Below are 18,163 nucleotides of genomic sequence, written 5' to 3'. Positions count from 1 at the left end.
AAGGCAGGAACCGTCGATAACGCTATTAGTTGTCGTGCCCGTAGACGTACCCGGGTATGGAATCATTAGCCATTATGGCTCCGGATGCTGTCTACCAAGAGGGTCCAGGGATGGGACGCTGCTTTTCCTTACTATCGAGCCTGAGCGCCTGCTCCACTCTGGCCTTGGTCGGTGCACTTTCATTATCGTCATCTTCTTCAGCCAACAGCCTTCAGGAAACGATTGCCTACACCATCGAGACTAATCCCGAGGTTCTGATCAGCATCAACCAGCTTCGGGCCAGTGAAGAGCAGGTGGATATTGAGAGGGCCGGTTATCTCCCCAAGCTGGGTGTCAGCGGGCGTTTGGGCTGGCAGCGTAAGCACAGCCGTTTGAGCAGCGGGAACAGCAAAACCACAGACCGGGTCGGGGAAACCAGCATCTCCCTGAAGCAGATGTTGTTCGATGGTTTTCGTACCAGCAACCGGGTGGAAGGTGCGGAGATGGATACCCAATCCCGCTCCATGATGATGCACGCCCGAGCTGAAAGTGTGGCTCTCAAGGTCGCTGAGGTTTACCTGAAGGTGATTCGCTCTGAACAGCTGGTGGAGCTGGCTCGAGAGAACCTGGCTGTCCATGATGAGATCTACGATCAGATTTTCCAGAGAGCCGACAGCGGCCTGTCCAGAAGCTCTGACCTTGAGCAGATTCGTAGCCGGAGAGCGCGAGCCAGCGCCAATCTGATCACTGCGATCAATACACTCTCCAACAGCCGCAGTGAGTATTTCAGTATCGTCAACCGCAAGCCGCTGAATCTGATGATGCCAATGGTGGACAGTACGCTGCTGCCAGTTTCACTCGACGAAGCCATGGCTATGGCCGGGCAGAACAACCCAACGATTCAGGCCGCTAGTTACGATATCAAAACGTACGAAGCACAGGCGGATGCGACCAAGAGTAATTTCCTGCCCCAGCTGGATATCGAGGTTGGGCAGAGCTGGAGTGATATCCGCTCGGACATTCCAGCCTCGGATGGACGAAACGATACACTCAGCGCGATGCTGAATTTTTCCTACAACATCTACAACGGTGGAGCTGATCAGGCTCGCCGTCGTGAGGCTGCCTGGAGGATTGAAGAGGCCAGAGCCTCAAGGGAGCTAAGCTACCGTAATATTACCCGGGACTTAAGGTTGGCCTGGGATGCTTTTATTTACTTGGATGGCCAAGTTCAGTATCTGGAGGAGCATATCACTGCGAGTCGGGAAGTTGCCAAGGCTTACCAGCAGCAGTTCCGGCTGGGCAAGCGTTCATTGTTGGATCTTCTGGATACCGAAAATGAGCTGTTTCAGTCCCAGCGGGACTTTATTCAGACTGTACATGAAGAGCTTTTTTCCCGTTACCGCATTCTGCAGGCCACAGGTCAGCTTCTGGAGAGTATGAATGTGGATCTGCCTATGGTCTTGCAGGCTGAGATGAACTTCAGAGCAACCCTTCCTGAGGATCAATAAGATGGGTGGTGTCGTCATCGCCCCGTAGCTGTTGGCGATACCATCTCCGTTTCAAGAGCTTGTCCTGAGCAGGTTGCGGAAGCTCGGTAAACTGAATCATCTGCTTCTCTATCAAAAGTTCAATCACGTCATCCAACACCCGAATAAATTGCAGGTCAGAATCCTGAAGGGCATTGGCTTCTATCTGGGAAGCTTGCTGGCGGGCAAGAAAGGCTCTGGTTTCGTCAGAAACTTCATCGATCGGTTGCCACTCTGGAGACACTTGTGCCTCTCCAATCGCGACAAGATTGCCTGATTCATCCCTGAACCCATAAAGCATAAGAATCTCCTGTGGCTGCTGCTGATTTCTTTCAATCTAGCAGCCACAGAGAGTTGGCGTTGATCGCTATTGCTTCAGGGGAAGCCCGTTCAGCAAGGCTGTCAGAAGATTGCGGGTAACTGTGTAGCGATCTTCACCGGGTTTACCTTCACCCTGCCCAGAAACTGCCCACAAGTGCTCGCCTGTCTTGATATCGATAACCTGCAAGGTTATTCCGATCAGAAAACGGTCGCGAGAATCGGTCTTAACGAAATCGATAACACCGGTCATTCCCAGCTGAATATTATGTTGCTGAGCCCAGGATTCCGCATTGCTCAACCGTTGAGCACCCTGCAGCAGAGCGTTATCACCCTGAAGTTCTGTTTCCGGTGGCAGAGCAACATGAGCGATGCCTCTGGAAGCCAGCAGAACCTTCAGCATGCGTTCAGTCTGAACGCCGATATCTGGAGATTGAAGAGACTGCACAGGCAGAACCGCCCAGCGGTTTTCTTTCGGATAGCCATCCTCATAAGGAATCGAGCTGCAACCGGCCAGTACGCTGATGAACACAAGTAGAATGAGGTTGTAGAACTTGTTCATGGTGTCAGGCCGTTTGCTCCGAGGTTCGATAGTTCTGCAGCCATTGCAGAGCGATTATTGTGGTGGCGTTATTGATCTTGCCAGCGGTGAGCATGTCCAATGCTTGCTGGGCCGGGATAACGTGAACCTTGATATCTTCCTGTTCTTCATCCAATCCATGGATGCCACCCGCACCTTTACTGTTTATCAAGCCGCAGAACAGATGAATCACTTCATTACAGGCGCCGGGAGAAGGGTAGAAAGAATGTATAGGTAGCAGCTGGGTGATATGGCAACCAGACTCCTCGACAGCCTCGCGCATAACCACGTCTTCTGGCTTCTCGCCCGGCTCAGCAATGCCGGCTACGACTTCCAGCATCCACGGATAATCCTGTTCAATCATCGGTCCGACCCGGAACTGCTCAACTAGAACGACATTGTCGAGTACAGGGTCATAAAGCAGAGCAGCGGCGGCGGGTGTGCGAATAAAAGCCTCTCGGGCAACCAGACTGCTCTCACCGCCCCGAAACAGGCTATGACGGAAGAAGTAACGGGCTGCGTTAAAGAAACCTTTGTAGAGAGGTTCCTCCCGCTCGATAGTGAAAGACAGTTTGCTGTTATCGTTCATGCTTTCGTTTGATTGAGGCGTTTGCTTGGTAGAGGCGTTGCTCCAGAATCATTGCCATTACAGATGGCGTCAGCCATTTTTGCAACAGGTTTAGCTCAGGTTCGGGTTGGCACAGTAACTCTCTCACATAACTGCTGCGCGCGCTGACGGATTCATCCGCGGTGAAAATGGACCAGCGTCGTTCAATGTCCTGATAACGATAAAAGCGCTGCCAGGTTTCCTGAGCTGCATTATCCGGCCCGCGAATAAAGGTGAATTCTGTCGCTGGTTCCTGGTTGCTTAGAGTATTCAACACTGACCACGTATAAACGGGAGAGTCAGGTTGACTGGCAAGAATCTCTTCCTCCAGTGTGGAAATTTCAAGCTTGCAAGGTAACTCTTCAACATCTCTGCAGAATGCCTCAAGAAGCTCGAGACGTTTTTGCAGAGGAATTGTTTCCTTGTTAAAGGCATGGGCTACACTGGGCAGCAACAAAATTTTATCGAAGCGCGGGGCGGCCTGCCGAAGTACATCAAGGTGGCCTCGAGTGGGAGGATTAAAGGCTGAACCGAAAACGCCTGTACGCTTCATGTGGTATGCCTGTTGGTTTGTTGGCATGTTTAGGTAATCGCGACAACTTGTAGAGTGAATGTACGGATTTTGCGAGTTCTATGAAAGTTTATCATTCGTCTTGCTTTTTCATTACTCCCTGACTTCTGGTTGTAATAGTAAGCCTGGTACCACCCTCCTCCCCCCTCTGCTTAGGTACCAGGCTTTTTTTTATCCCCGCAAAAGACATTTTCCCTGCTTCCACTATTTTCAGTCCGATAAAGCTCATTGTCGTTTTGGTTATTTGCGCGCATAAAAAATGCCCGGCATAAGCCAGGCATCGTTTAAGCAATTCTGAGAAGTCAGACTTTCTCAAACAGCAGATCCCAAACACCGTGTCCAAGCCGCTCGCCGCGTTTTTCAAACTTGGTAATTGGTCGATAATCAGGGCGTGGAGAATAGTTCTGGTCGCCAGCCTGGTTCTTATAACCTTCAGCGGCAGACATCACTTCCATCATCTGTTCGGCATAGTTTTCCCAGTCTGTTGCCAAGTGCAGAACACCGCCCTGCTTCAGCTTAGGCAGGATGGCAGCAACAAACTCTGGCTGAACAAGACGACGCTTGTTGTGACGCTTCTTGTGCCATGGATCCGGGAAGTAAATCTGCATACGGTCAATGCTGTTGTCCGGAATGCAGCGAGCCAGAACTTCTACCGCGTCATCACAAAATGCGCGAAGGTTGCTCAAGCCAGCCTTATCGGATTCGTTCATCAGGCTGCCAACGCCCGGGCGATGAACTTCGATACCGATAAAGTTCTTGTCTTGTTCGTTGCCAGCCATTTCAACCAGCGACAGGCCCATACCGAAACCAATTTCCACAACCAGTGGAGCTTTGCGGCCAAAGGTCGTCTCAAGGTCCAGCAGACCGTCTTCCAGTCTCAAACCCTGCTTGGGGAAGATAACGTCCCAGCCTTTCTGCTGACCTGTAGTCATGCGCCCGGCACGCAGCACAAAGCTTTTGATCTTGCGATGGTGAGCGGAATCCTGCTCCTGATCAGTGTTATCAGGCAGCTGGTTCTCGTCGAGAGTCTTGGTTTCAGTCATAAATTGGAGTGCTAAAAAATATGCGCGACGGGGCGCGCATTATACGGGGATATCAGATCAGTACCAGCAGTCAGGCGGGTTACCGCTTAGCCTTGCTGGTTCTGGGCAGTCTGATGTTTAAACGAGTAAGCAAATAGCATGGCCCAGCCTGCCAGAAATGCAACGCCACCGAATGGGGTAACCATCCCCAGCTTGCTGATGCCGGTGAGTGCCAGAATATAGAGGCTGCCGGAAAACAGGATGGTGCCTGCGCTAAAGAAACGAGCTGCAAACAACAGAGACTTGCTTTGACTGCGAGCCATTAATACACAGACCAGACCCAGCGCGACGGTATGGAACATCTGGTAATTCACAGCCTTCTGCCAGATATCCTGCTGATAGGCTGTCAGAACACCGTCCAGCGCATGGGCGCCGAATGCGCCCAATGCAACAGCCAGAAATCCAAATACGGTGGTCAGGGTCAGGTACATCTTTGCTTTTCTCTTGCCTTGTTATGTTCTTTCTGCGGCCAGTGCCAACCCCTGCTGGAAGTAACCCGAGCTCTTCTCGTGCTCACCAAGATGGGCAAGAAGCTGTCCAAGCTCGTTATAGGTCGCGGCACTGTGGCGTAGCTTCAGGCTGGTTTCCAGATACTCGCGGGATTTACCCCACAGCTGCGCTCTGGAACTGATGCGTCCAAGTGCCAGCAGCAGCTCAGGATCATTCGGGCGTTCAGCCAGCAGCTTTTCCCCCGCCAGCAACTGGCGGCTGCTGTCACTGGCTTTTAACTGTCCATAAATGCGGATCAGCTCCTGATTGTAGAGCGAAGGCAACTGACGACGGATAAAGGCTTCCGCCTCCTCCTGAGCATTCAGTTTGTGTAGACAGTTGGCGTAACTGAGAACCAAATCTTCATTGCGTCGCTGAGCTTTGCTCAGTGACGCCCAGATATCATCAGCAGGTTTGGTACGCTGCGCGTCCGGAAGGTTACGGCCTTTGTTCCAGGCCTGCTCAAACAGCTCGTTGTAAACCTGTTGCTCAAGGTGTTCCAGCTCACTGTTATTGAAGACTTTCTGTTTGCGCAGAGTTGGCAGAAGGTCGGCCAATGCCTGCCAATCCGAGAGTTGCTCATAAGCCTGTTTGAGCAGCTTCAGCACGTAAGGGTGTTTTGGTGCCTTCTTGCGTAGCGAACTAAGAGTCGCCAGAGCCTGCTCCAGCTGCTTATGGGAAAGCTGGATTTCAGCCTGGGTAATTCCAATAGCCAGAAAAGCCCTTGGTGTGGCTTTATCTGCTTTCCGCAGGAACTCCTTGTAGGCATCAAGGTCGTTGTCAGAACTGGCTGCGCGGGCTGCCAGAAGATAATTCAACAGGGGAACAGAGCCAGCATCACCAGCCTGACCCAGAAGCCTTTGCGCTCTTTTCCAGTGACCATTGGCGAACTGAATAAGCCCACGGTTGGACATCCGCTGTGCTCTGCGACGACGGGCTCGGGCGGTCATTGGCAACAATACGCCGGTTCCGCTGGCCACAGTTCGCAGTACAGCAAACAAAATTTTAAAGCCTACAAAAGCAATAAAGAGTGCCAGCAGCATGGCCCAGAGACTGCTCTCAATGGTGTAGCCGTTGTAGGCAATCAGCACATAACCGCTGTCTAGGAAGAAGTATCGCGCTGCCAGAAAGCAGCCAACGATTATGGCCAGAAACAGCAGAGAGCGAATAAGCAATCGTTTCATTATTGCTCCCCGCCGGTTTGAGTCTCGCTGGCTTTCACGCTTTCAACAGGCAGTTTCTGCTTCACCTTATCGTTCACATAGCCTTTAAGGGCGACCAGAGAACGGCTGATATCCGGTACTGGCTGTTCAACCGGAACAGAAGACAGTCTGGTGAGCGCATCCTTGATCGCCACCATCTTCTGGCTGTTGTTGATAAAGTGACTGTCCAGCCACTGCTGAACTTCAACAAGGCTGGCCTGATAAATAGCGGTACGGCCCTGCAACAGTGCAACCTGTGCCTGCTCAATCATTAAACGCAAATTCTGGCGCAGGAAAACCTCCTGCTCAGGTGTCATCAATGCCGGAGAATCTTCCGCAGAAGACTGGCGGATATGGAACTGTCCGGCAAATGTGGTGGTGACTTCATCAGCCAGCTCAACCAGACTCTCTCCCCAGCCTTGTGCGATTACAACAACCTGCTGCCAGATACCCTGTGGTGCCTGTGCCGGAGTTTCTGAAGCTGGTGATGCAGTATCAGATGAGACTGGTTCAGAAGGAGCGGCTGCAGGTTTTAATGCCATAGCGTCAGAGGCAAAAGTGTCAGAGATAAGCGGCAACTGATCAATCTGGTTGGCAATGGCATTCAGCTCCATCCATGCGCCGGTGATATCCACATCAGCCGTACCACGGATGGAAGCCATATCTTCTGCGAGAGCCTGACGAACATTGAACAAGCCGTATTCATCAACAGCAATAAGCAGCTCATCAGCCTGCGCCAGCAAGGTCTGTGCGCTCTTCAAATCGTGCATGGTCAGGATGCGCTGATTGGCCAGACGCATCAGGTACTCAGCCTCTGCCAGCAGCCAGTCATTACGATCTGCGCCCTGAAGGCGATTCAAGCGTCGGTCCAGATTGTCTATCCGGGTGACAAGGCGACCGGACTGCGCGCCAACTTCACCAATCTGTTGAGAAATCTGCGCTTCTCTGTTGGCGACCTGGGTGGTGATAGTGCGAGAGTTGCTGGCCAGCTGGGAATCGACCCAACTCTGGTTAGCCAGAGTGCCCTGGGAGAGAACAGGCCATACGGTTTTGTATCCGTACCAGCCAGCGCCTCCCAATGCTGCAAGGCTTGCAGCAGAAAGTACCAGCGAAAGCACAGCGGTTTTGCTGACCGAAGCTTTTGGTGCAGGAGCGGGAGCGGCCTTGGTCTTTTTTTCCGGTTCCTTGGAGGTCGCTGCGGAGGAAGATTGTTCCGCAGGGACTGGAGACGTTTGCTCTGGCGTGTTGTCGTTCACCCTGACCTACTCATTCGTCTGATTGTTGATCATCCAGGATTCATCATAAGAGCTGCAGGAGTGCAGTCGCAATATCTGAATCACCCGCTCCCGGAGTTGTGATGACTTTTTTGAAGCCATTTTCCATAGCCAGAGAGGCTACTCGAGGGCTTGGAACCAGTAACGGTATATCGCGTAACAGCTCTGGCTTTGAGCTGCATTCCAGTAGATTTATGACGATCTGACCACTTGTGGCGACAATAGCACTAATCTGCTGCTCTTCCACTGTCCGGTCAAGCATACCCGCCGGGTAATCCGGGCAAATACGCTGGTAAACAATCAAGGATGATACATCAGCTCCGCGGTCGGTCAGTGTTTCCGCGAGTGTGTCGCGGCCACCTTCCCCTTTTATCAGCAGAATTTTCTGACCGGAAACCTGTTGGAGTGGCTCCAGATTCAACATAGCTTCGCTGGTAAATTCTTCATCCGGGCAATGAGCAGTAATGCCATATTCCTTAAGAGCGTCTGCTGTTCCCTGACCGGGCGTTACCCATGCAGGCGTCATGCTATTTGCTGGTTTCAGCGCGAAAAACTGCTCGACTGCAGGCACGCTGATCACAATAACCTTGGAATATTCTGTGAGATCAATATTTGCAGGAAGTGTTTCAGGCTTGCAGGATTGGATGGCAATCATCGGGAGGATTGCGGTCTTGGCTCCCAGCCCTTCCAGATAGGCCGCGAGGCGATCAGCCTGAGGCTGAGGGCGGGTGACCAGCACCCGCAAGCCGTTGAGCGTTTTCGTCATTGCTGATCCGGTGTGTCAGCATTGGCTGCCACGGAATGAGGCAGAGCCGCAAGAATCTCACCTGCACCCTGGGCCAGCAGGTGTTCTGCAGCATCAATGCCGGCCTTCTCACATTCGCTGGCGGGCACAGTTTGTTCGGTGCGAAGGATCTCACTGGCATCCGGCTGGCCAACCAGCCCACGCAGATGCAGAGTGTCGCCGTCCAGAGTAGCAAAGCTGGCGATAGGTACCTGACAGCCGCCATTCAGGGTTCGGTTCATGGCTCGCTCAGCCAGTACACAGGTAGCGGTTTCGTCGTGATGCAGAGGCTTGATCAGATCAATAATCGCCTGATCGGCCATCCGGCACTCAATCCCCACGGCGCCTTGACCACCGGCTGGCAGACTGACTTCGGTATCCAGGAAGTGGCGGATACGGTCGCGGAACTCCAGACGGATCAACCCAGCTGCCGCAAGAATGATGGCGTCATACTCACCGGCATCCAGCTTGGCGAGGCGAGTATTCACATTGCCGCGCAGGAAGTTAATGGTCAGATCCGGACGGCGAGCCAGAATCTGACACTGGCGGCGCAGACTGGAGGTGCCGACAATCGCCCCGTGGGGAAGATCATCCAGAGAGCCGTAGGTGTTGGAAACAAAGGCATCCCGAGGGTCTTCCCGCTCGCAGATGACCGGCAGGCCCAGACCTTCCGGGAAATGCATCGGAACGTCCTTCATGGAGTGCACGGCAATATCGGCACGGCCTTCCAGCAAAGCGTGTTCCAGCTCTTTAACGAACAGACCCTTGCCACCGATCTTGGCCAGTGGTGAATCCAGCAGAACATCGCCCCGGCTGACCATCTTCACCAGCTCAACTGTGAGGTCTGGATACAGCGCTTCCAGTCGGGCTTTCACGTGTTCAGCCTGCCACAGGGCGAGTGCGCTCTGGCGGGTGGCAATTCTCAGCGTGGTTACGGGGGTTGCCTGCTGGGCCGATACTGTCATTTTCGTTGGCACTCTCTATCGCAATGTCCTGTACGGCACGTGACTGTTCTCAATCAGCCGCCGTAACGGAATATTTATGTGCGCCCAATCATACGTTGTTCATGGGGAAAATTCCGCTACCCAGATCAAAGGTGGTAGGGGTTTTTGCTTATGTTGAGGTCAGGATTCAGAGAGCTGGTATGGGATTTTCAGGCACAGAAATAAGCCCGATATTAACTACAGGAAAAGAGAGTTTTTGTTCTTATCTATCCCAACCACTATCGCATAAAAAATCTGAGTAAAACAGTCTGTTTATTTCATTTTGATCGTCGTAATGTGGATATACACGTATCTGGATAGGGCATTGCCGAAATAAAAAAAACAACTGCCTGCCATGTTCAGACTTGCAAGCCCGCAGCATTCTGTCTGTGAGCAAATGGTCTGAAAGGGTGGCTGAGGGACATAGGAGAATAATACGAAGAACACCCCCTTCGAGGATGAAGACCCTGTCAGAACCTGAGAGATCAATAACGATAAAGGTGGTTTTATGTCCTTGTTTCAGCATTATCAGAGCCGCTACGACTCCACTCAACAGGAAGAGATGAGTCTTCAGGAATACCTCGACCTGTGTAAGCAAGATCCTACTGTTTATGCGACAGCTGCAGAACGTATGCTGATGGCGATTGGTGAACCGGAAATGGTTGATACCTCTCGTGATCCTCGTCTGAGCCGCATCTTCTCCAACAAGATTATCAAGCGTTACCCTGCGTTCAGTGAATTCTATGGCATGGAAGAAGCGATTGAGCAGATCGTGTCGTATTTCCGCCATGCATCCCAAGGGTTGGAAGAGAAGAAACAGATTCTGTATTTACTGGGTCCTGTGGGCGGCGGTAAATCTTCCCTGGCAGAACGTCTCAAGGCGTTGATGCAGAAGATTCCATTCTATGCGATCAAGGGATCACCGGTTTTTGAATCCCCTCTTGGCCTCTTTGATGTGGCTGAAGATGGCGACATCCTCACCGAAGAGTATGGTATTCCCAAGCGTTACATGCGGCACATCATGTCACCGTGGGCGGTGAAACGGTTGCATGAGTACGGCGGTGACATTTCCAAGTTCCGTGTTGTGAAGCTCTATCCGAGCATCCTTAACCAGATTGCAGTAGCCAAAACGGAGCCAGGCGATGAAAACAACCAGGATATTTCCAGCCTCGTGGGCAAGGTCGATATACGACAACTTGAAGAATATTCACAGGACGATCCAGACGCTTACAGCTTCTCCGGAGCCTTGTGTCGTGCCAATCAGGGCCTCATGGAATTCGTCGAGATGTTCAAGGCGCCCATCAAGGTATTACACCCGTTACTGACCGCTACGCAGGAAGGTAACTACAACAGTACGGAAGGTCTCGGCGCGATCCCATTTGAAGGCATCCTGCTGGCGCACTCCAACGAGTCCGAATGGCAGACTTTCCGTAACAACAAGACCAACGAAGCGTTCATTGACCGTGTGAATATCGTTAAGGTGCCTTACTGCACACGTGTCAGTGAAGAGATTCATATCTACGAAAAACTGCTGGAACACAGCTCGCTCAAGAAAGCGCCTTGCGCGCCGGATACCCTGCGGATGCTGGCCCAGTTCACTACGCTGTCCCGTATCAAGGAGCCGGAAAACTCCAACCCATACTCCAAGATGCGTATTTACGATGGTGAAAACCTGAAGGATACCGATCCGCACGCCAAGTCTCTGCAGGAGTACAAGGACGCGGCCGGTGTTGATGAAGGTATGGAAGGTCTGTCTACCCGTTTCGCGTTCAAGACCCTGTCAAAGGTCTTCAACTTTGATCCGGCTGAAGTGGCAGCCAACCCTGTACACCTGTTGTACGTCCTTGAACGTGAGATTGAACAGCAGCAGTTCCAGCAGGAGATTCAGGACCGCTACATGCGGAACATCAAAGAGTATCTGGCACCCAAGTATGTCGAGTTCTTGGGTAAAGAGATCCAGACCGCTTACCTGGAGTCCTACTCCGAGTACGGCCAGAACATCTTTGACCGTTACATCACCTATGCGGACTTCTGGATTCAGGATCAGGAATACCGCGATCCGGACACCGGTCACATCCTTGATCGTTCAACCCTGAACGATGAACTGGAGAAGATCGAGAAGCCGGCCGGTATCGCCAATCCGAAAGACTTCCGTAATGAAGTGGTCAACTTTGTGCTGCGGGCACGGGCCAGCAACGAAGGCCGCAACCCAAGCTGGTTGAGCTATGAAAAGATGCGGGCGGTGATTGAGAAGAAGATGTTCTCCAATACCGAAGACCTGCTGCCGGTTATCAGCTTCAACACCAAATCCAGTAAGGAGGAGAAGAAGAAGCACCACGACTTTGTGGAGCGGATGATGAAGCACGGTTACACCGAGAAGCAGGTTCGTCTGCTGTGCGAATGGTACATCCGGGTTCGCAAGTCCCAGTAAGCGCAACAGTGATGTGTATTGCGGTGGCAGCCTGACGCTCTCAGGCTGCTCTCCGCCCAGAAAAGCTGGCCAGACACAAAACTGGAGGCGTTTATGAGCAGCATAGTCATAGACCGCCGTCGTAACAGTAAAGGCAAGAGTACGGTTAACCGGGAACGCTTTATGCGCCGCTACCGTACCCAGATCCGCAAAGCTGTAAACGACGCGGTGAACCGCCGCAGTATCACCGATGTGGACAGCGGCGAAGAAATTAAAATTTCCAAAAAAACGCTCTCCGAGCCGTTCTTCCATCATGGTGAAGGCGGTGTGATGGAGCGTACCCATCCGGGTAACAAAGAGTTTATTTCCGGTGACCGGTTTCCAAAGCCCAAAGGTGGCAAAGCCGGCCAGGGCTCCGGTGAAGGAGACGCCTCCGACAGTGGTGAAGGCGTTGATGATTTTGTTTTCCAGATCAATCGCGATGAGTTTCTGGAATACCTGTTCGACGATCTTGAATTGCCCAACATGGTGCGCAAGGAGCTGAAGGCGACGACAGAGTATGCCTATCGTCGTGGCGGCTTTACCAATGCCGGTTCACCGGATCGTCTGAATATTGTTCGTTCCCTGCGGGGCGCCCATGCTCGCCGGATCGCATTGTCTGGTAAGGAACGGAAAGAGATTCGTGCCCTGAAACGCGAACTGCGGGAGATGGAAGTCAGCCCTGAAGATACGGATCTGCAGCGTGCTGAAGAGATCAAAGCTCGTATCCGTGAGCTGAATGAGAAGATCAAAAAGCTGCCGTTTATCGATGACTTTGATCTCAAGTTCAACAACATGATCAAGGTACCCATGCCGTCCAGTAACGCAGTGATGTTCTGTGTGATGGACGTCTCTGGCTCCATGACCCGGGCGATCAAGGAGATGGCCAAGCGTTTCTTCTTTCTGCTCTACATGTTCCTGCAACGGAACTACGAGAAGGTGGAAGTCGTCTTTATCCGTCACCATGCGGAAGCGAAAGAGTGTGATGAACACGACTTCTTCTATGCCCGTGAAACTGGCGGAACGGTTGTGTCATCTGCGCTGGCGCTGACCCGCGATGTGATCGAAGAGCGTTATAACCCCAAGGATTACAACATTTATATCGCCCAGGCATCGGACGGTGATAACTGGGAATCCGATACGCCGAAATGCTCGCAGATAATCTCTGAAAGCCTGATGCCGATGGTCTCTTACTTTGCCTATGTAGAGATTACCGAGCGCAATCACCAGAACCTCTGGTACGAATACAAGGCTCTGGAAGACCGTTTCGAGAACTACTTCGCCATGGCGCATATTCAGACGCCGGCGGATATCTATCCCGTGTTCAGGGAGTTGTTTGAGAAGAAGGAGGTGTCAGCATGAGTGCACCCATCTTCACCGGCTCGGAGTGGAACTTCGAGCTGATCGAGACCATTGATAAAGAGATCGCCCTGATCGCTGAAGAATATGGGCTGGATATCTACCCCAACCAGATTGAGGTGATTAACTCCGAGCAGATGCTGGATGCTTATGCGTCGGTCGGCATGCCGCTGATGTATAACCACTGGTCGTTTGGCAAGCAGTTCCTGTCCAGCCAGGGCAGTTACCAGCGCGGGCATATGGGGCTGGCCTACGAGATTGTTATCAACTCCAACCCCTGTATCTCTTACCTGATGGAAGAGAACAGTATGACTATGCAGACGCTGGTGATTGCCCACGCCTGTTATGGTCATAACTCCTTCTTTAAGGGCAATTACCTGTTCAGGGAATGGACGGACGCGGATTCGATCATCGACTATCTGCTGTTCGCCAAGAACTACATTGCTCAATGTGAAGAGAAGTACGGTATTGATGCGGTTGAGGAAGTACTGGATGCCGCTCATTCTCTACAGAGTCAGGGCGTCAACCGCTACAAACGTCCGGTGCCAATTTCTGCCGAAGAAGAACGCGACCGCCAGAAGGATCGGGAAGAGTATATTCAGCGCACGCTGAATGATATCTGGACCACGATTCCGCTGAAGTTCCGCAAAGAGAAAAAAGCAGTCGACCGTTTCCCGAAAGATCCGGAAGAGAACATTCTCTACTTTATCGAGAAGAATGCGCCACTGCTGGAAACCTGGCAGCGTGAGTTGATTCGCATCGTTCGGAAGCTGGCGCAGTACTTCTATCCACAGCGCCAGACCAAGGTGATGAACGAGGGCTGGGCAACCTTCTGGCATTACACGTTGATGAACGAACTGCACAATCGCGGCAAGATCAACGATGGCACTATGCTGGAGTTCCTGCAGTCCCATACCAATGTCGTGTTCCAGCCGGAGTTTGATGATCCACGTTACAGCGGCATCAACCCTTATACGCTGGGTTACAACATCTTCACCGATATTAAGCGTATCTGTATGGCGCCAACGGAAGAAGATGAGCGTTGGTTCCCGGACTTTGCCGGATGCGACAACTGGGTGCCTGTTCTTGATCACGCCATGCGTAATTTCAAGGATGAGAGCTTTATCCTGCAGTACATGTCCCCCAAGGTGATGCGGGATATGCGTTTCTTCACCATCAGTAATGATGAGAAGAATGACTTTCTGGAAGTGGGCGCAATTCATAATGACGAAGGCTACCGGCAGCTGCGGCAAAATCTGGCGGCTCAGTACAATATCGGCAATATCGAACCGAATATTCAGGTGTATAGCGTGGATACCCGAGGAGACCGTTCGTTAACGTTGCGTCATTACCGCCACAACAACTGCCCGCTGGATAAGAACAGCGCCAGAGAAATCATGGGGCATATCGAGCGGTTATGGGGCTTTGAGGTGAAACTCGAATCCGTCAGTGATGATATTGTGATTGAAACATTTCGGCCTGATGAAACAGCGGAGGAGGGTGCAAACCATTGATCTGATACTCTAATGATCTCTCTCTGATTAGGCCGGATCTCTCCGGCCTTTTTATTTATCGCTGAGAAAGTAGTCGCTTAACGGCCGACACATGGCGACGGCTGACTGTGACCGGTTCATCCAGATTTTTCAGGCGCAGCTCGTAGGAACCCTGGTCGTTTTTCTGCATGGCCTGTATGGCACGATGTGAAACCAGGGCATTGCGATGAATCCGAACAAAGGATTCGCCTAGCCGCTCTTGAAGGCTTTTCAGTGGCTCATCTATCAGAACTTCACCCTTGTTGTAGCAGACAGTGACATACTTCTGGTCAGCCTGAAACATAGTGATATCGTCCACTGGAATCAGCTCGATGCCTTTATGTGTCCGTGCTGAGATGTGGGAGCTGGAGTCGTCTTCTGCCTGTTTGGCGTGAAGAGCTGTGAGCTGTGACTGGGTCAGCTTTTGGGTGCGCAGCAGGGCGTCTTCAAGATTGTTCTGTCGTATAGGCTTCAGCAGATAATCAATCGCCTGCGCCTTGAAGGCTTCCAGTGCATGATCGTTATAGGCTGTACAGAAAATCACGGCCGGCGGTGTATCCATTTGGGCAATGCGGTTGGCACACTCAAGCCCATCCATACCCGGCATGCGAATATCCAGTAATACAGCATCGGGAGAAAACTGCTCAATCAACTCTAGCGCTCTCGCTCCATCACCCGCTTCCGCATCCAATGGCGTTACGCCATCAATGCGCTCCAGCATCACGCGTGTACGTTCCCGGGCTAAAGGTTCATCATCACAAATCAGCACTTTCATATTATTGTTGGTGCTCTTTGGCAGCTTGGTGTTATGTATCCGCTTATGGCTGTTTGAGCGGGCAGTGAATAACTGTCTTATACCATCTCCTTCCCTCTCGCTGGAAGGTACTGGTTTGCAAATAGGCATCCTCGCCATAGATGGCGTTCAGTCTGTCGGCGATATTCTTTTGGGCAATCTGGTTACCTTTTTCGCTGGTTTCTGTGTTCGCAGACTCAGGTAAGGTATTGCAGACGACAAACTCAATAGACTCATCCTCCTGCTTGACGGTTATGGTTATCGTTCCGCCCTCGGGAACCGGCTGGATACCGTGGTAAACAGCATTTTCAAGCACCGGTTGCAGACAGAGTCTGGGAATATTGGCTTCGATAGGTAGGCTCGGAAGATCCCAAACCGTCTCAATCCGTTCCCCAAAGCGAAGGGACTCAATATTCATATACTGGCGAGCCAGTTCCAGCTCTTCATCGACAGAAATAAGAATGGAAGCTTTATCGAGGCTGGCGCGAAACAGATCGGATAAATCTTCCACAACCTGCTCTGCTACCTCCGGTCGGGTAGCAATCAGGCTGGCAATGGTATTCATGCTGTTAAACAGAAAGTGCGGCTGAATACGAGACTGTAGAGATTGAATACGGGAGTTCAGTTCTGCCTGCTGTTGCCGGGAAAGCTCGTTCTGCAAATAGAAGTAGCGCAGTACGATTGTGCTGATAATTAGAGCGATCAGGTTATTACGCAGCAGATTGCCCCAGGGGCCTTGCCAGAAATTGGGTTCCTGAATTCCTGAATCCAGATTACCAAGCACCCAGCTCGATAACAGCGTAAACAGTGAAGTCATGGAGAGTGTGACGGCCAGACTGGCAATGGCTGCCGTTGCGGTACCGGCTTTATAAAGAAGAGGTCTTAGGGTACAGATAACCGCCGCACTGGACAGCACAATCCATTGAACGAACAGTGAGGTTAAAGCCAGCCGGTTCCAGTCAAATACACCTGCGCCGGTCCAGGCTAGAACAAGAACGAGCACAAACAGCTCGGCAACAATTACCAGCAAAAACACTGCGCGCGACGAACAAAAGTTCGGGAGGAAAAAATCATCCGTTTTTTCGCTCGTAAGCTTCATGCTCAGTTTTGCTCATGTGTAATTAGAATTTATCAACCTGTTATACCCTGATTACGGCAGCGAAGGAATGATGCCGTATGTATAATCGTGAAAAACAAAACAACTCCGGCGGGCACAGGTATGAGTGATAAAGACAAGACCAACCAGCAATGGGGCGGACGTTTCAGTGAGCCTGTTGATGAGTTTGTTGCTCGCTTTACAGCCTCGATTGATTTCGACAAGCGTCTTTATCATCACGATATTATGGGCTCAAAAGCTCATGCCAAAATGCTCAATAAAGCCGGCATCCTGACTACAGAAGAGTTGGATAGCATTCTGAATGGTCTGGCAGAGATAGAGCAGGAAATTGAGCGCGGTGAGTTCGAGTGGTCGATTGCCCTCGAAGATATTCATATGAATATCGAAGCACGATTGACCGACAAGATTGGTATTGCCGGAAAGAAGCTTCATACCGGCCGTTCTCGCAACGATCAGGTGGCAACAGATATTCGTCTCTGGCTGCGGGATGAGATTGATCTGATTCTGTCAGAGCTGAACAGACTGCAAAGTGGCCTTGAAGAGCTGGCTGATAAAGAATGCAAAACCATTATGCCTGGTTTTACTCACCTTCAAGTCGCCCAGCCGATTACCTTTGGTCATCATCTGCGTGCATGGCGTGAAATGCTGGTACGGGATTCCGGCCGCATGGAAGACTGTCGCAAACGTATGAATCAAAGCCCACTCGGTTCAGCAGCTTTGGCAGGAACGACCTTTCCGATTGATCGTGAGTTTACTGCCCGGGAACTTGGTTTTGATGCACCAACCGCAAACTCGCTGGATGCTGTGAGTGATCGGGACTTTGCTATCGAGTTCTGTTCTGCATCGGCCCTGATTCTGACCCACCTGTCCCGAATGTCAGAAGAGCTGGTGCTGTGGACGTCCCAGCAGTTTGACTTTATTGAGATGCCAGACCGTTTCTGCACTGGTTCTTCCATCATGCCACAAAAGAAAAACCCGGATGTGCCAGAACTGGTGCGTGGCAAAACCGGTCGGGTGAACGGTCATCTGGTCAGTCTGTTGACGCTGATGAAAGGCCAGCCGCTGGCTTACAACAAAGATAATCAGGAAGACAAAGAGCCGCTGTTTGATACCGTCGATACGGTTAAGGATTGCCTGCGTGCCTTTGCCGATATGGTGCCGCATATTCGTTCCAAGCCTGAGAATATGCGTGCGGCAACCAAAAAGGGTTTCGCAACAGCCACAGACCTTGCCGACTATCTGGTGAAAAAAGGCGTAGCCTTCCGTGAAGCCCATGAGATTGTTGGCAAGGCCGTGGCTTATGGTCTGAATAGTGGTAAGGATTTGTCCGAGATGTCTCTGGATGAACTCAAGCAGTTTTCTGATGTGATCGAAGATGGTGTGCAGGATGCCCTGTCTTTGGAAGGTTGTATTGCTGCCCGTGCCCATATTGGCGGAACGGGTGAGAAAGCCTGAATAATGCTTTATTGAACGCAAGTAAAAGGAGGCATGTGCCTCCTTTTACTTATCTGGATTGGC

Annotated in this window: 17 protein-coding genes; 5 read left to right on the top strand and 12 right to left on the bottom strand. The window is 51.6% G+C overall.

Annotated features, from left to right (window positions below):
- The first annotated feature begins 110 nt into the window (after positions 1-110).
- The gene (locus EHSB41UT_RS10205; RefSeq protein WP_165767214.1) at positions 111-1,487 is read left to right on the top strand and encodes a TolC family outer membrane protein; all 1,377 of its coding nucleotides are present in this window, start codon (positions 111-113) and stop codon (positions 1,485-1,487) included.
- On the opposite strand, the gene EHSB41UT_RS10200 is transcribed toward EHSB41UT_RS10205, so the two are convergent.
- From EHSB41UT_RS10200 to hemC, 10 genes are all read right to left on the bottom strand, one after another.
- The gene (locus EHSB41UT_RS10200) at positions 1,459-1,806 is read right to left on the bottom strand and encodes a hypothetical protein (RefSeq protein ID WP_087109405.1); all 348 of its coding nucleotides are present in this window, start codon (positions 1,804-1,806) and stop codon (positions 1,459-1,461) included. The two genes, EHSB41UT_RS10205 and EHSB41UT_RS10200, sit on opposite strands and share 29 nt — an antisense overlap.
- A gap of 66 nt (positions 1,807-1,872) precedes the next feature.
- The gene (locus EHSB41UT_RS10195) at positions 1,873-2,385 is read right to left on the bottom strand and encodes a hypothetical protein (protein ID WP_087109403.1); all 513 of its coding nucleotides are present in this window, start codon (positions 2,383-2,385) and stop codon (positions 1,873-1,875) included.
- A 4-nt stretch (positions 2,386-2,389) separates the two neighbouring features.
- The gene (locus EHSB41UT_RS10190; protein ID WP_087109402.1) at positions 2,390-2,992 is read right to left on the bottom strand and encodes an NUDIX domain-containing protein; all 603 of its coding nucleotides are present in this window, start codon (positions 2,990-2,992) and stop codon (positions 2,390-2,392) included.
- Complete coding sequence (locus EHSB41UT_RS10185) at positions 2,982-3,590, bottom strand: adenylyltransferase/cytidyltransferase family protein (RefSeq protein ID WP_087109400.1); 609 nt, start codon at positions 3,588-3,590, stop codon at positions 2,982-2,984. The genes EHSB41UT_RS10190 and EHSB41UT_RS10185 overlap by 11 nt, the downstream gene beginning before the upstream one ends.
- 293 nt (positions 3,591-3,883) lie before the next feature.
- On the bottom strand, positions 3,884-4,624 hold the full coding sequence (gene trmB / locus EHSB41UT_RS10180; protein ID WP_087109398.1) for a tRNA (guanosine(46)-N7)-methyltransferase TrmB: 741 nt from the start codon (positions 4,622-4,624) through the stop codon (positions 3,884-3,886).
- A gap of 86 nt (positions 4,625-4,710) precedes the next feature.
- Entirely contained in the window at positions 4,711-5,094 is a 384-nt protein-coding gene (locus EHSB41UT_RS10175) for a DUF423 domain-containing protein (protein ID WP_087109396.1), read from the bottom strand.
- A 21-nt stretch (positions 5,095-5,115) separates the two neighbouring features.
- Positions 5,116-6,336 (bottom strand): heme biosynthesis HemY N-terminal domain-containing protein, encoded by a 1,221-nt coding sequence (locus EHSB41UT_RS10170; protein ID WP_087109394.1) that lies wholly within the window; start codon positions 6,334-6,336, stop codon positions 5,116-5,118.
- Entirely contained in the window at positions 6,336-7,610 is a 1,275-nt protein-coding gene (locus EHSB41UT_RS10165) for a uroporphyrinogen-III C-methyltransferase (RefSeq protein WP_087109392.1), read from the bottom strand. The genes EHSB41UT_RS10170 and EHSB41UT_RS10165 overlap by 1 nt, the downstream gene beginning before the upstream one ends.
- A 43-nt stretch (positions 7,611-7,653) precedes the next feature.
- Positions 7,654-8,394 (bottom strand): uroporphyrinogen-III synthase, encoded by a 741-nt coding sequence (locus EHSB41UT_RS10160; protein WP_087109390.1) that lies wholly within the window; start codon positions 8,392-8,394, stop codon positions 7,654-7,656.
- The gene (hemC, locus tag EHSB41UT_RS10155) at positions 8,391-9,377 is read right to left on the bottom strand and encodes a hydroxymethylbilane synthase (protein ID WP_087109388.1); all 987 of its coding nucleotides are present in this window, start codon (positions 9,375-9,377) and stop codon (positions 8,391-8,393) included. The genes EHSB41UT_RS10160 and hemC overlap by 4 nt, the downstream gene beginning before the upstream one ends.
- Before the next feature lie 526 nt (positions 9,378-9,903).
- Between hemC and EHSB41UT_RS10150 the strand changes: the two genes are divergently transcribed.
- The 3 genes from EHSB41UT_RS10150 (at position 9,904) to EHSB41UT_RS10140 (ending at position 14,717) form a co-directional block, all read left to right on the top strand.
- Positions 9,904-11,826 carry a PrkA family serine protein kinase gene (locus EHSB41UT_RS10150; RefSeq protein ID WP_087109386.1) on the top strand — a complete coding sequence of 641 codons (1,923 nt, stop codon included), beginning with the start codon at positions 9,904-9,906 and terminating at the stop codon, positions 11,824-11,826.
- Between the two features lie 93 nt (positions 11,827-11,919).
- On the top strand, positions 11,920-13,206 hold the full coding sequence (locus tag EHSB41UT_RS10145) for a YeaH/YhbH family protein (RefSeq protein ID WP_087109385.1): 1,287 nt from the start codon (positions 11,920-11,922) through the stop codon (positions 13,204-13,206).
- Positions 13,203-14,717, top strand: a complete 1,515-nt coding sequence (locus EHSB41UT_RS10140) for a SpoVR family protein (RefSeq protein WP_087109383.1) — start codon at positions 13,203-13,205, stop codon at positions 14,715-14,717. Before EHSB41UT_RS10145 ends, EHSB41UT_RS10140 begins: the two co-directional genes overlap by 4 nt.
- Before the next feature lie 55 nt (positions 14,718-14,772).
- Here the strand turns inward: EHSB41UT_RS10140 and EHSB41UT_RS10135 are convergent, their stop codons facing one another.
- Together EHSB41UT_RS10135 and EHSB41UT_RS10130 are read right to left on the bottom strand one after the other, a co-directional pair.
- Positions 14,773-15,510: a LytR/AlgR family response regulator transcription factor gene (locus tag EHSB41UT_RS10135; protein ID WP_087109381.1), complete on the bottom strand. Its 738-nt coding sequence runs from the start codon at positions 15,508-15,510 to the stop codon at positions 14,773-14,775.
- A 43-nt stretch (positions 15,511-15,553) separates the two neighbouring features.
- Complete coding sequence (locus EHSB41UT_RS10130) at positions 15,554-16,558, bottom strand: sensor histidine kinase (protein ID WP_207626616.1); 1,005 nt, start codon at positions 16,556-16,558, stop codon at positions 15,554-15,556.
- A 189-nt stretch (positions 16,559-16,747) separates the two neighbouring features.
- On the opposite strand from EHSB41UT_RS10130, the gene argH reads away from it, so the two are divergent.
- Positions 16,748-18,100, top strand: a complete 1,353-nt coding sequence (gene argH / locus EHSB41UT_RS10125; protein ID WP_087109377.1) for an argininosuccinate lyase — start codon at positions 16,748-16,750, stop codon at positions 18,098-18,100.
- Positions 18,101-18,163: the final 63 nt, after the last annotated feature.

The organism is Parendozoicomonas haliclonae (assembly GCF_900174585.1).
Lineage (GTDB): Bacteria > Pseudomonadota > Gammaproteobacteria > Pseudomonadales > Endozoicomonadaceae > Sansalvadorimonas > Sansalvadorimonas haliclonae.
This window is presented reverse-complemented; position numbering and strand designations above follow the sequence as displayed.

Bases quoted from the DNA above. Each gene is read 5' to 3' on its own strand.
- EHSB41UT_RS10205 (WP_165767214.1), top strand. From the start codon at position 111: ATGGGACGCTGCTTTTCCTTACTATCGAGCCTGAGCGCCTGCTCCACT.
- EHSB41UT_RS10200 (WP_087109405.1), bottom strand. From the start codon at position 1,806: ATGCTTTATGGGTTCAGGGATGAATCAGGCAATCTTGTCGCGATTGGA.
- EHSB41UT_RS10195 (WP_087109403.1), bottom strand. From the start codon at position 2,385: ATGAACAAGTTCTACAACCTCATTCTACTTGTGTTCATCAGCGTACTG.
- EHSB41UT_RS10190 (WP_087109402.1), bottom strand. From the start codon at position 2,992: ATGAACGATAACAGCAAACTGTCTTTCACTATCGAGCGGGAGGAACCT.
- EHSB41UT_RS10185 (WP_087109400.1), bottom strand. From the start codon at position 3,590: ATGCCAACAAACCAACAGGCATACCACATGAAGCGTACAGGCGTTTTC.
- trmB (WP_087109398.1), bottom strand. From the start codon at position 4,624: ATGACTGAAACCAAGACTCTCGACGAGAACCAGCTGCCTGATAACACT.
- EHSB41UT_RS10175 (WP_087109396.1), bottom strand. From the start codon at position 5,094: ATGTACCTGACCCTGACCACCGTATTTGGATTTCTGGCTGTTGCATTG.
- EHSB41UT_RS10170 (WP_087109394.1), bottom strand. From the start codon at position 6,336: ATGAAACGATTGCTTATTCGCTCTCTGCTGTTTCTGGCCATAATCGTT.
- EHSB41UT_RS10160 (WP_087109390.1), bottom strand. From the start codon at position 8,394: ATGACGAAAACGCTCAACGGCTTGCGGGTGCTGGTCACCCGCCCTCAG.
- hemC (WP_087109388.1), bottom strand. From the start codon at position 9,377: ATGACAGTATCGGCCCAGCAGGCAACCCCCGTAACCACGCTGAGAATT.
- EHSB41UT_RS10150 (WP_087109386.1), top strand. From the start codon at position 9,904: ATGTCCTTGTTTCAGCATTATCAGAGCCGCTACGACTCCACTCAACAG.
- EHSB41UT_RS10145 (WP_087109385.1), top strand. From the start codon at position 11,920: ATGAGCAGCATAGTCATAGACCGCCGTCGTAACAGTAAAGGCAAGAGT.
- EHSB41UT_RS10140 (WP_087109383.1), top strand. From the start codon at position 13,203: ATGAGTGCACCCATCTTCACCGGCTCGGAGTGGAACTTCGAGCTGATC.
- EHSB41UT_RS10135 (WP_087109381.1), bottom strand. From the start codon at position 15,510: ATGAAAGTGCTGATTTGTGATGATGAACCTTTAGCCCGGGAACGTACA.
- argH (WP_087109377.1), top strand. From the start codon at position 16,748: ATGAGTGATAAAGACAAGACCAACCAGCAATGGGGCGGACGTTTCAGT.